This is a genomic window from Novosphingobium sp., from assembly GCF_019748365.1.
In the GTDB taxonomy this organism is placed as follows: domain Bacteria; phylum Pseudomonadota; class Alphaproteobacteria; order Sphingomonadales; family Sphingomonadaceae; genus Novosphingobium.
Map to the genome: position 1 here is coordinate 1 of NZ_JAIEPN010000051.1, position 13,572 is coordinate 13,572.

A 13,572-nucleotide genomic window follows, 5' to 3' on the forward strand; every position below is an offset into this window, starting at 1 on the left:
TAGTTCAGGCTGTGGCGCGGCTCGCGGTCGTTGGCGTAGATCACGTGGCACGAAGCGCAGCCCGAGGAGCGGTAGTCACCCGGCTGGTCATTGGTGCCCATCTGGAACAGGAACGGGTCGTTGAGGCGCGTCTTGTGGATATTGAGCACCGGGATCGCAACGCGCAGGCCGGTGGCGGGGCCGCGGTTCGATTGCTTGAGATCCGGACGGCCGGGCTCTTCGAGACGCTGGATCGAACCGGTCGAATTGGGCAGGCCGATTTCGGGGAACTGCGGGTTGATCGTGCGGCCGCCATCCTCGAACACGCGGAAGATGTCGCCCGGCGGGATCGTGTGCCACTTGGGCAGGGGATAGAGGATCGGCAGCGCGCCGCGCGCCTTTTCAGCCGGGGTGACCGTGCCCCACATCGGCTTGCCATCGGGGCCGATCTGCTTCGAGGCAGATTTCAGCAGCGCGGGTTCGCCCTGCCTCGTAAAGCTCTCGCCGAACATGTAGTTTTTGAACGGCACGATGCCGTTGTTATAGGCCGCGCCGCCCCACAGCATCGCGCCCGTCGCCATCAGCGAGCGCTCCGAAGCCTCGATGATGGACATGTGGCAGGCCCCGCAGGAATCGCGCGCGACGCGGTAGTCCGAAGGGTTCACGAAGCGGATGAATTCGGGGCTTTCCCTGGCGAGCAGCGCATAGGAGCGCTTGGGGTTCGCCGAGCTGGGCCAGCTCCATGCGACGGGAAAGCGCGGCAGGACATGCGCGTCCTTCATCGCCGCGACATAGTCCATCGAACCACGCGCCCAGCGCCGGTCCGCCATGATGCGGGTATTGCCGCCATGGCAATCGGCACACGAAAGCACCACGGCGGGGCTGGCGTGCATGGTGCGGTGGTCGCTCGTGGTGTGGCAGCTGACGCAGCCCGCGTTCTGCTTGTCGACATAGGCCCATTGCTCGGCCGCCGTATCGCCCGGCTGGCCGCGCGGCGCGGGCGGGGCGCGGGTGTAGGTGATCTTCTGCGCGACTTCCTCGCCCGAGGCCCAGAGCGCGGTCGGCACGCCCAAGGCGCCGATCAGCAGCGCCAGCCAGATCAGCAGAGCCTTTCGGGGCGCGAAGTGCATGGTCTTGCCCATCAGAAAGCCAGCGTCAGGTTGCCGAGCACGGAATAGAACTGCCTGCCGTGGCCGCGCTGGTCGAACAGGTCGCGGAAACCCTTGCCCGCCTTCAGCACCGCGCCCGACAGGCGGAAGACCACATTCTGCGCCGCCTTGGGCCGCCAGGTGGTAGCGACCGAAAGATCCCAACCGATCGCCTTGGGGATCGAGCCCTGGTTGCGCAGTTCCTGCAGCACGGCGGTATTCGCAAACCACAAGTGGTTGGCATTGGCGGTGAGCCGGAACGTGGGGGTGAGATCAAGATCGGCGCCCACTCCGGCCAGCGCAGTGCCCGGATTGAGGAAGTTCGACTGCCCCTGCTCCTTCGACGAGCGCAGCGAATTGAGGATGCCGTTGCGCCCGTTCACGCCGATGACGCGCCCTCCGCCTGCAAAGGGGATCGATTGGCGGATCCAGTAGGAGGTGTCGGCCCCTGCGAACTGCGGGTTCTCGAAAATCGCGTCGAAGCCGGTCTCGGTGTTGTCGTAAGGGTCGCTGTCCCCCGTCGCATAGAGCGCGGAGGCGCGGAAGCGGGCCCAGTTGCGATCATAGCTGATCTCGGCAGCGCCGAAGAAGGAGCGGATCCGCGCCGGTTCACTGGTGAGGAAATTGTTCCGGTCCTTGCCGAACGCGCCATAGAACTGGCCCGTCAGATTGAGCCGGCCGATATGCCCATCCACCCCGTAGCCCAGATAGAACACGCGGTATGTGCGCGGGCGCAGATCGCCGAGCAGCGCCGGGCGGACCGGGAACCCGTTGGCATCGGTGGTGATGCGCGTCTCCCGGTTGACGTTGTAGGTCAGCGAAAGCTGGCTGGTCAGGCCGACGAAGGGGAAATCCTGCCGATAGAGATTGGCCGCGAAGACCCAGTCCTTGCGCAGCGGCGCGGCGATATTGTTGAGCCCGGAATTGGTGTCCTTCTCGATCCGCCAGAAATAGGCGAGATTGAACTGCAGCCGGTTGTTGTCGCGGTTGCCGAACAGACGCACGCCAAGCTGGTTGTCATTGAACAGGAAGCCGCGGAAATCCGCCTGGAACGGCTGGATGCCGACGCGCAGCGAGACGAAATCAAAGCGGTTCGTATCGAACTGGCCGAGGTGGTAGTCGATGAAGGCTTCCTGCAGGCCAACGAAGCCGTCGGTGCGCTTGGTGCCCTTCGAAGGCTCGACAAAAAGCACGCGGCGTTCGGGCACTTGGACGTGGTTGATATTGGCCGCGATTGCCACGCGGTATTCAACGACCGGCGGCTTGAAGGCCGTTTCGCCCTTGAGCAGCGAAAAGCCGGCGATGAAGGTCTGCGACAGCACGAGGCTGTTGCTGCGGCCGAAGGTATCGTTGGAATCGGGATCGCTCGTCGTCTGGTTCCCGACGGGAATCGGGAAGCTGCGCGGCTCGACCACGGTATCGGAGACACCGTTGACGACGAAGAACCAGTCGTCGCCCTTGAGGAAACCGGGCCGCTTCCCCGCCGCGAGCGGACGGTCGCCCTTCAGCGTGCTATGGTGGAAGGGATCGAGCTGCGAATGGCAGACATGGGCGAGGCGCGGGAACAGCGTGTAGAGCGCGGAGTTGATCTTGCCGGACGCGGTATCCTTCTTCGGGCAGAGCGAAGAGGTGATGCGCCAGCGATCCGGCACGCCGGTATCGACAACAAGGTCGGACGGGCTGCCCTCGCCGTCCCACTTGTCATAGAAGGCTTCAGGCGGCGGCGCATTGACCGCGCCGGGATTGTCCTGCTCGACCTTGTCCGGCAGCGTCTTCTGATAACCGGGGCGGCGGCGGCCTTCGAGCAGTGCACCGTCTGCCGTCGTCGGCTCGGCTGCGGGCGCATCGCTTGGCGGCGCAGCGGGCGGTTCAGCCGTTGCCGCTGGCGCGGCCAGCGCGAGCATGGGAGCAAGGAGGGACGCCAGTGCGCTCACAGCCCCTCGCAGACATTCTGCGCTGATGTATCGAGGAAGGGCGCAAACGGGCAGTTCACATAGCGCAGCCGCACGCCGACACCAACTTTCACCACGATCCGGTCCGACCGCATGGCCTTGGGCGCATTGCCGATGCTGCCGACCTTTTTGCCGCCGTTGCTGGCGCCGAGGAAGGCGATCATGTCGTCCTGATCGATGCCGTCACCCGAAACGCCGATGGCGCCGACCAGCGTGCTGCCGCGGTAGATCGGCACCGCACCCGGGAAGATCTGGATTCCATTGGCGAGGCGCTGCTGGCCGCTGGGCGCGCGCGGGACATTGGTGCAGCGGTCCGCGCCAAGCGTTCTGGCGATCAGCGCGGTCTGGAGCCCGGTGGCAAAGGGGCTGAAGCTGGCGATCGGCAGCGAGAGCGGACCGTTCGGGCGGCCGACTTCGCCATCGGGGAAATAGGGCCGCGCGAGCAGGCCGACGGCGCGGTTGGAGAATGCGGACTTGCCGGTGAGCGCTGCGGTGTCGGCAAGGAAGCTGCGCGTCGCCGCGACGGTGGGCGCGACACCGGGATCGGGATCGGCGAAGAGCAGCGCGCCTGCCCTGGGGTTCGAGAAGAACGCCGCCGTGCGCGCCTTCTGCAGCGAGACATCGGTGCCGAAGATCGGCGCATCGGGGCTGCGCACCAGCCCGAGCGGCGTGCCCCAGGTATCGACCACCGATATCGAGACTTGCGCCGGCGAATCCAGCGGGCGGCGGATCTGCGCGCGGGCCCGGCTCATGACCTTGAAGGCTTCCTCCAGCACCGCGCGGACTTCGGCCGGGCTGAGCGCGGTGCCGACTTCGGCCGCATCCGTGCCGCCGCGGATCGGAAAGCGGTTCACGCCGTTGCCGTCGCTGAGGATGAAGGCCTCGCGATTGCTGAACTCGGCTGCCGTGGCAAGGCGGATGCCGCTGCGTTCGGTGCCATAGGCGACGCCGGGGAGGATGGCAGTGCCGGCGTAGAAGCCCGCAACCGCAATGAGCGCCCCGGCCCCGGTGCCCAGCGCGGCAAAGCTGGATTGCAGCGGGTGGAGCTGGCTTGCCATGGCATCGGAGAAGCGCAACGTGGTGCCATCGACCGGGATGCGGTCCGCGCGGATCGTGATCGGCGGCGCGAAGCCCTGCAGGCCGGCAAGCGCAAGGACCTCGTCGAGATCCTTGTCGAAATCGAGCACATTGGGATCGAAGCCGTAGATCCCGTCCGCCATCACGCCGATCCCGCCGACAACCACGCCGCGCTTGTAGAGCGGCAGCCCGCCCGGATCAGCCGCGAGGCCGAGCGGGGAACGCTTGGGGCCGATCATCGCCGTTGCTACCGCCGCATTGCCGGGAAAGCGCGTGTTGAGATCAGAACAGGGCAACTGGCTGAACTGCACGCCGAACAGCGGCCCGGATTCCAGCCCCGGCGTGCTTGGCGCGGGCGGGAAATGCGGCTGGACGATCATCGAGGCCGTCCGCGTCGAGAACGCATTGCCGCTCGAGGAGAGATAGGCAGCCGTGATGGCCTTGGCGATGGCGCCGAGCTCGGAAGGGAACACACTGGTGGGCAGCTGGGTGCGCGCGGTGATGCGCATCTGCGTAGCGGCACCGGTCATGCGATAGACCGCCAGCACGTTGCCCACCCGGTCGACCACCGCGATCGTCGCCTTCGCGCCGCGCGCCCTGGCCTCACCGACCGCCTGCGCGATGACTTTCTGGACGTCGGCGATCGTCAGCGCTTCCAGCGGCGGTGCGGTGTAGACGGCCGCCGAGGCATTGCTGGCGGCGATCGGGGCGAACCCCGAAAGCACGAGGCCAACCAGCGCGAACCAGGCCGCCAGATGTCCGGGCAGTTTGCGAAGGGCCATCAGCGTAGACTCCGGATTGAACGGACCGCGCTGCCCAGTGCGCGGCGAAAGGCAATCGGCTGGAACCCGTTGGGATCGCGCACCGCAGCATAGGCCTGGTTGATCTGGAGGCGCAGATTGCCCGCGCTGCCCGCTGTCACCATGCCGGCGTTGACCATGCCGTTCAGCAAGGTGTCGAGCGCCATGACCGACTGGACCGAGCCTTCATAGTCGGTGAAGCGCTCGGCAATCGCGTCGCTGGCGATGGTGTCGATCACCGTGAAGGCCTGATCGCGGCTGAAGGCGGTCGCCGCAAAGCGCGCGGAGAGCGCTTCGGCGGCCTGCCGCAGCGCCTGCGCCGCCGCCACCGTCTCGCTGCGGCCCACGCCCATCGCGCGGTGGAATGCCTTGGCGCGCGCATCGAATGTCGCAGCTTCGGCCGGGGCGACGACGCGCGCGGCGGCGAGCAGAAGGATCATGTTCTCATCGTTGTACGGCGGCATCCCGGCATGGATCGGGCGGCCCGGATTGGGCACCGCGCTGACGTTCGCCTCATCGCTGTCGTAGATGCGGCGATGGCAGGAATGGCAATCGTAGAAGGTGAACTCGGGAAACACGCCGTCGCTGGCCTTGGCCGGCTGCAGATAGAGCGAGAGCCCGCGCGCGACGGCCTCGGCCTGCCCGATCGCCCACATCTGCATCGAATTGGTCTTGTGGCCCTTGCGCGCGATGTAGTCGGCATCCTCGTCGTGGTGCTGCTGCAGGGTGCTGAACAGGTCCATCTCGAACGAGATGCGTGGGTGGCCCGCCGCCATGATGCGATGCGCGATGAACTGGCCCGGTCCATCGCCCGAGAGGTGGCAATCGAGGCAGACCCCGGCGCGCACGCGCGGGACAGTGAGATCGGTCATCCCTTGCGCCACATTGCGCGCATGGCTGGTGCCGACAGTGTAGTGGGTGGCGAGCCAGCCGCCGCCGGGTCCGGCACCGGAATTGCCGTGGCAGGCCTCGCAATCAACGCCGTCCGCGAGCCTTGCCGCACCCTGCGAGGCATGGCAGCCGGCGCATTCACGCACGAGCCCGGCGCTGTCCAGCCCGAGCCTGCGGGCTATCGCGGCCCCGCGCGGTTCGCCGATCACGCGCCAGGCGCGGCTGTGCGCCCCGGTGGGAGAGCTTTCTTCCTGCCAGCGCAGCAGTTCATCCTGACGGATCGGCGTTCCGCTGGCGACGCTGCGGCCATGGCAGGTCGAGCCGGCACAGCTGGCGACGCCCATGTGTGCGCGCTGGGCAGCATTGTCCGCAGAAGATTGCGCCTTGAGCGGTGCGGGACGCAGGGCGAACGCTGCGGCAAGTGCAAGCACCGCGAGCGCCAGACACGCAAGGGCGGCGATGAGCGGTCCTCTGGCCCCGCCGCGAAGGGCAGCCTCAAACGACCGCGCCAGTGTCGAAATGCCCCGCATTGCCCCTCGTTCCCAACGGCAGCGCCGAGTGCGGAGGAACCTTTGCGGGCCTCACCGCGCGCAGGACGCGACCCAACAGGACGACCCCTTGATGGGTGGTTACGCCAGACAGTGCGTGCCATTCAAGCGTGGATTTGTACCGAACTCGACCGTCGCCGCGCGCCCTGCGCTCAGACCCGCCGGATCACCAGATTGCGGATCTCGCTCATGTCCTCCATCGCAAAGCGCACGCCCTCGCGGCCAAGCCCGGAATCCTTGACCCCGCCATAGGGCATGTTGTCGACGCGGTAGCTTGAGACATCATTGACGACGACACCGCCGACCTCCAGCTGGTCCCAGGCCTCAAGCACCTTGTGAATATCGCGCGTGAAGATCCCGGCCTGCAAACCGAATTTGCTGTCGTTGACTTCCTCCAGCGCCGCGTCCCAGTCGCTGAATTTCGAGAGGATGACGACCGGGCCGAAAGCTTCCTCGGTATAGACGTCCATGTCGCGGCTGCAGCCTTCGAGCAAGGTTGCCTCCAGCATCGCCCCGCTGCAACCGCCGCCCGCCAGCAGCGTTGCGCCGCCTGCGATGGCCGCGTCGATCCAGCCCTTGAGGCGCTGGGCTTCCTTGGCGGAGATCATCGGGCCGATAAAGGTATCGCGCGCCTTGGGATCGCCCGAGATCAGCGTCTTGACCTTGGCCGCCAGCATGTCGCGGAAACGGTCGTAGATGCTTTCGTGAATGATCACGCGCTGCACGTGAATGCAGGACTGGCCCGACTGGTAATACCCGCCGAACACGATGCGCGCGAGCGCATGATCGAGATCGGCATCGGCATCGACGATCACCGCCGCATTGCCGCCGAGTTCGAGCACGACCTTCTTCTTGCCCGCCTTGGCCTTGAGGTCCCAACCCACACCGGGCGAGCCGGTGAAGGAAAGCAGCTTCAGGCGCTCGTCGGTGGTGAAGAGATCGGCCCCGTCGCGGCTGGCGGGCAGGATCGAGAACGCGCCTTCGGGGAGCACGTCGCATTCCGCGAGCACCTCGCCCATGATGATCGCGCCCAGCGGGGTGAGGCTGGCAGGCTTCATCACGAAGGGGCAGCCCATGGCAATGGCAGGCGCGATCTTGTGAGCGGCGAGGTTCAGCGGGAAGTTGAACGGCGAGATGAAGCTGCACGGACCGATGGGAACGCGCTTCCACATCCCCATGTAACCCTTTGCGCGCGCAGAGATATCGAGCGGCTGGACTTCGCCGTAATTGCGCGTCGCTTCCTCGCTGGCGATGCGGAACGTATCGATCAGGCGGGTGACCTCGCCTTCCGCATCCGCGATCGGCTTTCCGGCCTCAACGCAGAGCGCATAGGCGAGCTCGTCAAACCTTTCGATGAAGCGGCGCACGCAGTGGGCCAGCACATCGCGCTTCTCGTAGCTTGCCAGCCGCGCCATCGGCTCCGCCGCACGGACGGCGCCGGCAATGGCGGCGTCGATCACATCGGGTGTGGCGAGCGCGGTGCGGAAGGCGATCTCGCCGGTGAACTTGTCGGTCACCGCAAGATCGGTGTTGGGCTGCACCGCCTTGTTGTTGAGATAGAGCGGGTAGACGTCTTTGAGCTTGGTCATGGCGTACTCCCCCCTCCCGCCTGCGGGAGGGGTCGGGGGTGGGCTTTGGAGCAGGCCTTGCTGGCCCACCCCTGCCCCCTCCCGCAAGCGGGAGGGGAACACGCTAGTCTTACAGCGCCTTCGACAGCGCCTTGATATCCTTGTTCAGGATCTGGTCGTTTTCAGAATAGTCGACCGGGCAATCGATCAGGTGGACACCCGGTGTATCGCGGCAGTGCGCGAGGAGTTCCTTGAGGTGCGCCGCACTTTCCACGCGGTGGCCATGCGCGCCATAGCTCTCGGCGTATTTCACGAAGTCGGGATTGCCGTAGGTCAGTCCGAAATCGGCAAAGCCCATGTTGGCCTGCTTCCAGCGGATCATGCCGTAACTGTTGTCGTTGGGGATCAGCACGGTGAGATTGAGGCCTAGCCGGACGGCGGTTTCCATCTCCTGGCTGTTCATCATGAAGCCGCCATCGCCGCAGATCGCCATGACCTTGCGCTCGGGGTAGAGCATCGCGCTCATCATGGCGGAGGGGAGCCCTGCCCCCATCGTGGCGAGCGCGTTGTCGAGCAGCACGGTGTTGGGGCGGTAGGCGGTATAGCCGCGCGCGAACCAGATCTTGTAGACGCCGTTGTCGAGGCAGATGATCCCGTCGTCCGGCATCGCTGCGCGCACTTCGCTTACAAGATGCGGCGGGAAGATCGGAAAGCGCGCGTCGGCGGCCAGGCCCGCCGTGTGGGCCACTTCGGCAGCGCGGTAGTCCAGCAGCCGGCCGCAGGTCCAGCTGGCGTTCGGAATGATGTCTTCCTTCATCTGCCAGATCGCGTTGGCGATATCGCCAATGACCTCGATATGCGGGAAATAGACCGGATCGACTTCGGCCGTCTTCGACGAGACATGGATTACCGTCGGGCCACCTTCGTGCATGAAGAAAGGCGGCTTTTCGATGACATCGTGGCCGATGTTCACGATGCAGTCGGAATCCTCGATCGCGCGGTGGACGAAATCGCCCGCCGAAAGCGCCGCGCAGCCGAGGAACTTCGGATGGCGCTCGTCGATCACGCCCTTGCCGAGCTGCGTGGTGAGGAAGGGAATGCCGGTCTTCTCCACGAACTGGAGCAGCATGCGCCCTGTCATCGTGCGGTTGGCGCCCGCGCCGATCACGAGGACCGGCGACTTGGCCGCCTCGAGCGCCTTGACCGCCTGCCGCACCGACTTGGGATCGGCGCTGGGGCGGCGGACCATCGAGCGCTTCAGCGGGCGCGCCTCGGTATGCTCGTCGGCAATGTCTTCAGGCAGCTCGATATGCGTCGCGCCCGGCTTTTCCTCTTCGGCCAGGCGATAGGCTTCGCGCACCCGGCTCGGGATATTGTCGGAACTGGCCATCTGATGGGTGAACTTGGTCAGCGGCCCCATCATCGAGACGACATCGAGGATCTGAAAGCGGCCCTGCTTCGATTTCTTGATCGGCTTCTGGCCGGTGATCATCAGGATCGGCATGCCGCCCAAGGTGGCATAGGCCGCCGCGGTCACCAGATTGGTCGCGCCCGGCCCGAGCGTCGCGATGCAGACGCCGGTCTTCCCGGTGTGGCGGCCATACGTCGCGGCCATGAAGCCGGCGCCCTGTTCATGGCGGGTCAGCACAAGCTTGATCTTGCTGGAGCGAGACAGCGAATCGAGGAAATCGAGGTTTTCTTCGCCGGGTACGCCGAAGATGTATTCGCAGCCTTCTTCCTCAAGGCATTCGACAAACAGGTCAGAGGCTTTCTTGCCGGCACCATCGCTCATGTATTCGCTCCCCAGCGGGAGCCCGCAGCCGCGCCTCCCTCAGCCCAGTACGGTCGCGACCAACCGGTGGTTACAGCATGCCGCTGCACCCCCGGTGCCAAGGGGTAACAAAGGCACGCGCGCGAGTCACGCCTCGCGCGCCACTTCAGTAGCCGAGCGCGAAATCGACCTGATGCGTCAGCGGCTCGCCGCGGTGGTAGCGTGCCAGATTGCCGAGGAAACGCTCCACCGCGCGGCGGAACATCTTGCCCTGCGCGCGGCCGGAAAGGTGCATGGTGATATGGACATTAGGCATCGCCCACAGCGGGTGCTCCGCCGGGAGCGGTTCGGGCGTGGTGACATCGAGGAACGCACCGCCGAGCTTCTGTGCAGTAAGCGCCGCCACCAGCGCATCCTGATCGACCACGCTGCCGCGCGCGACATTCACCAGCACCGCCGAGGGCTTCATCACCGCCAGTTCCGCCGCGCCGATCATGCCTTCGGTCTCCGCCGTGCCGGGCACGGCCAGGATCACCCAGTCGAACTCGCCCAGCCGCCCGCGCCATTCGCCGGGCGTCAGCGTGCCCTCACCCGCCGAGCGGCGGACCTTGACCACATCGACCCCGAACCCGGTGAGGATGCGGTCGACGCGCTGGCCGATCTCGCCATAGCCGAGGATGAGCGCCCGGCTGCCATCAAGTTCCATCTTGCCGGGCGATTCGGTAAGCCATTCGTGTCGGCCTTGCGCGTGCACCACCTCGCGGTAGCCCTTGGCGATATTGAGCATCCCCATCACGACATATTCGGCGATCGTCACCGCATTGATGCCCGCGCCGTTGGTCATGACGACGCCGCGCTCGGCCATCAGCGAAAGCGGCAGGCCATCGACCCCGGCGTAGATGCTGGTGAGCCACTTGAGCTTCGTGGCCCGCCGGATCGCCTCGGCCATCGGCGCGGTGTCTTCCAGATCGAACCAGCCGATCTCGGCTTCGGGCGCCATTTCCATCAGCTCTTCGGTGTGGCGGAAGAAGCGCGGCTCGATCCACTCCGGCAGATGCGGCTGGACCAGCGGCGCGGCGAGCGCGTTCATCACAAGGACCGTCATTGACAAGGCTCTCCCGCACTGTTTCGTTCAAGGCGGGATAGCGGAGAGAGGCGCCGATGAAACGGATTTTTGTGTCAGTCTGCCTTGCGGGCGTGCTCTTCCCGGTCACCGTGATGGCGCAGGACAATGGCATGTCGGAAGTCATCGTGACGGCGACGCGGCGGGATTCCGACACGTTCGACGAGCGCGTCCCCGCCGTGGGCCTCAAGCGCGTCGCCGATTTCGCGGTGCAGGAAGTCTCGATCACGGGCGATACGCGCGATGCCGGCAAGCGCATCGCCGAAGTGTACCAGATGATCGAGAACGCAATCCGCCTGGCGCCAAAGCAAGGCGTCCAGCTCGCCTATGGGGAGCGCACGGTCGAGCCGCTGACCTTGCAGAACTACAAGACCCTCTCGCTGTCCGGAGCGGGCCGGCCCGATACCTCGCGCGCGGTCTTCCTGATCAAGGTGCCGCTCGGCGGGGCGGTGTCGGGCGTGGTTGCCGAGAAGAAGATTGCCGATTTCATCAAGGCCGTGGAGCCGGTGGGCCGTGCGGAATTCGGCGAAACGGAGGACCTGACGCTGTCGGTCGTGGCACCGGATCAGTATCGCGGCGCCGTGGCGGATGCGATCGCCGCCGATGCGCGGACAATGGCGGCCAAGCTCGGCCCAGATTATGGCGTGGAGATCGAAGGCCTCAACCGCCCGGTTGAATGGGCCCGCGCGAGCCTTTCCGAAGTGCTGCTCTACATTCCCTACAAGCTGGTGGTGGTGCCCAAGCGCTAGATGGCTACCGCAATCCTTCGTAGATGATTCGCATTGGCGGAGCGTGCAGGCATTCGGCAAAGCTGAACGGGCGCGTTTGCAGCGCCCCGACGTGCGCTGCACCGGGATGGCGCGGATTAAACAGCAGCACGTCACCTTCCGGCAGGACTTTTGATGGCACGGCAGCCACCAGAGAACGCTGCTCGACCAGCCAGCTCTCCACCCACGCCCGAATGGCGGGCTCGTCCAGCCCCGGCGGCACGCGTTCGGGCTCCTCCGCAACTTCGATCCAGCCAAGCACCGTGTCATTCGCCGCTTCCACCGGATCGGCCGGCTGGTAACGCAGCGCAATCAGGACCGCGAGACCGGCTTCCGAAGCGAAATGGACGACCGGCATGCCCGGCGGAGAGTAGCGCCCGCCGTGCGCGATCGCACCAGCGCCATCGAGCGCCACATGCGCCGCGCGCGTGATGCGCCAGAGCCTCACCCCAGCTTCCACTCCCAGCCGAGCGGATCGCCGTCCATCACCTCGACACCCCTGGCCGTCAGTTCATCGCGCAGGGCATCGGAGCGGGCGAAGTCCTTGGCGGCGCGAGCTTCCTTGCGCGCGGCTAGTGTGGCTTCGATTTCGGCTTCGGTGATGGTGGCGGACTTGGGGCGGATGCGGAGGTCCTTTCGCTCCAGTTCCTCATGCTTGCCGTAGGAGCTGAAAAAGCCAAGGCCGAGCACTGCATCCATATGGGCGATCGCACTGCGCTTGATGACGTCATCCACCTTCTTCACCGCAAGTGCTTCTTCGAACGCAGTCAGTGCCAACGGCGTGTTCAAGTCATCGGAAATAGCAGCTTCGAACTTGGCGAGCGCCACCTCAAACTTTGGGTGCTTGATGAGCGGCACCGTCGGAGGATTCGCAAGCAGCTCAGCTTGGTTGAGCATCCGCTTCAGCCGCGTCAGCGCCGCCCCAAGCCCTTCCCAGCTGAACTCCAGTTCGCTGCGATAGTGCGCCTGCAGGCACAGCAGCCGGTATGCCAGCGGGTGATACCCCTTGTCGATCAGCAGCTGCAGCCGCAGGAACTCGCCGCTCGATTTCGACATCTTGCCCGAGCGTTCGACAAGAAAGTTGTTGTGCATCCACACCTTGGCGCCCGAGTTGGCCGCGTCGTCGAGGCCGTTCGTGCAGCAATGCGCCTGGTTTTGCGCAATCTCGTTGGGGTGGTGGATCTCGCGGTGGTCGATCCCGCCGGTGTGGATATCGAACGGAAAACCCAGCACCGCGCCCGACATGACCGAGCATTCCAGATGCCAGCCCGGCGCGCCCTTGCCCCAGGGCGAATCCCATTCCATCTGCCGTGTCTCGCCCGGCGGGGTCTTGCGCCAGATCGCGAAATCGGCCGCGTTGCGCTTGCCTTCCACCGCCTCGATCCGGCCCTCCCCATCCTCGGTCTGGGCGCGGGCGAGCCGGCCATAATCGGCGACGGTCGAGACATCGAAGTAGAGCCCGCTGTCCAGCTCGTAGCAGTGCTTCGCCGCGATGCCCTTCGCGAACTCGATCATCTGCGGCACGTAGTCGGTCGCCACCGTCCACTGCGCCGGCTGGCGGATGTTCAGCGCGCGCACGTCGGCCCAGTAGGCCTGCTTGTAGTGCTCGGCGATGTCCCAGATGGATTGCTTTTGCGCCGCCGCCATCCGCTCCATCTTGTCTTCGCCATCGTCCGCATCGTCGGTCAGGTGGCCGACATCGGTGATGTTGATGACATGGGTGAGCCTGTAGCCCTTGAAGCTCAGCGTGCGCCCCAGCACATCGGCGAAGACATAGGCGCGCATATTGCCGATATGGGGGTAGTTGTAGACCGTCGGCCCGCAGGTATAGACGCGCGCCTCGCCTTCATGGACCGGGGTGAACGGTTCGGCGCGGCGGGTCAGGCTGTTGAAGAGCGTCAGCGGGCCAGAAGTCGGGGCAGTCGTTTCCATGCCCTGCGCTCTGCCA

At 65.6% G+C, this 13,572-nt stretch carries 10 protein-coding genes; 1 reads left to right on the plus strand and 9 read right to left on the minus strand.

The window, feature by feature from the left end:
- The 7 genes from K5Q19_RS07025 to K5Q19_RS07055 form a co-directional block, all read right to left on the minus strand.
- On the minus strand, window positions 1-1,109 hold a 1,109-nt coding region (locus tag K5Q19_RS07025; protein ID WP_292942638.1), incomplete at its 3' end, for a cytochrome c3 family protein.
- 11 nt (window positions 1,110-1,120) lie between these two features.
- Window positions 1,121-3,031 carry a hypothetical protein gene (locus tag K5Q19_RS07030; protein ID WP_292942913.1) on the minus strand — a complete coding sequence of 637 codons (1,911 nt, stop codon included), beginning with the start codon at window positions 3,029-3,031 and terminating at the stop codon, window positions 1,121-1,123.
- A gap of 26 nt (window positions 3,032-3,057) precedes the next feature.
- The gene (locus K5Q19_RS07035; RefSeq protein ID WP_292942641.1) at window positions 3,058-4,938 is read right to left on the minus strand and encodes a heme-binding protein; all 1,881 of its coding nucleotides are present in this window, start codon (window positions 4,936-4,938) and stop codon (window positions 3,058-3,060) included.
- Entirely contained in the window at window positions 4,938-6,377 is a 1,440-nt protein-coding gene (locus K5Q19_RS07040) for a multiheme c-type cytochrome (protein ID WP_292942644.1), read from the minus strand. The genes K5Q19_RS07035 and K5Q19_RS07040 overlap by 1 nt, the downstream gene beginning before the upstream one ends.
- Window positions 6,378-6,547: 170 nt before the next feature.
- The gene (locus K5Q19_RS07045; RefSeq protein WP_292942647.1) at window positions 6,548-7,984 is read right to left on the minus strand and encodes an aldehyde dehydrogenase family protein; all 1,437 of its coding nucleotides are present in this window, start codon (window positions 7,982-7,984) and stop codon (window positions 6,548-6,550) included.
- 109 nt (window positions 7,985-8,093) lie between these two features.
- Window positions 8,094-9,755 carry an acetolactate synthase large subunit gene (locus tag K5Q19_RS07050; RefSeq protein WP_292942650.1) on the minus strand — a complete coding sequence of 554 codons (1,662 nt, stop codon included), beginning with the start codon at window positions 9,753-9,755 and terminating at the stop codon, window positions 8,094-8,096.
- A gap of 145 nt (window positions 9,756-9,900) precedes the next feature.
- A complete protein-coding gene (locus K5Q19_RS07055; RefSeq protein ID WP_292942652.1) occupies window positions 9,901-10,839 on the minus strand; it encodes a D-2-hydroxyacid dehydrogenase in 939 nt (312 codons plus the stop codon).
- A 56-nt stretch (window positions 10,840-10,895) separates the two neighbouring features.
- On the opposite strand from K5Q19_RS07055, the gene K5Q19_RS07060 reads away from it, so the two are divergent.
- Window positions 10,896-11,606: a TonB-dependent receptor gene (locus K5Q19_RS07060; RefSeq protein ID WP_292942654.1), complete on the plus strand. Its 711-nt coding sequence runs from the start codon at window positions 10,896-10,898 to the stop codon at window positions 11,604-11,606.
- A gap of 4 nt (window positions 11,607-11,610) precedes the next feature.
- Here the strand turns inward: K5Q19_RS07060 and K5Q19_RS07065 are convergent, their stop codons facing one another.
- Both K5Q19_RS07065 and cysS read right to left on the minus strand, forming a co-directional pair.
- Window positions 11,611-12,072, minus strand: coding sequence for an RES domain-containing protein (locus K5Q19_RS07065; protein WP_292942656.1), 462 nt, complete (start codon window positions 12,070-12,072; stop codon window positions 11,611-11,613).
- Window positions 12,069-13,556, minus strand: a complete 1,488-nt coding sequence (gene cysS / locus K5Q19_RS07070) for a cysteine--tRNA ligase (RefSeq protein WP_292942658.1) — start codon at window positions 13,554-13,556, stop codon at window positions 12,069-12,071. Before cysS ends, K5Q19_RS07065 begins: the two co-directional genes overlap by 4 nt.
- Window positions 13,557-13,572 lie beyond the last annotated feature (16 nt).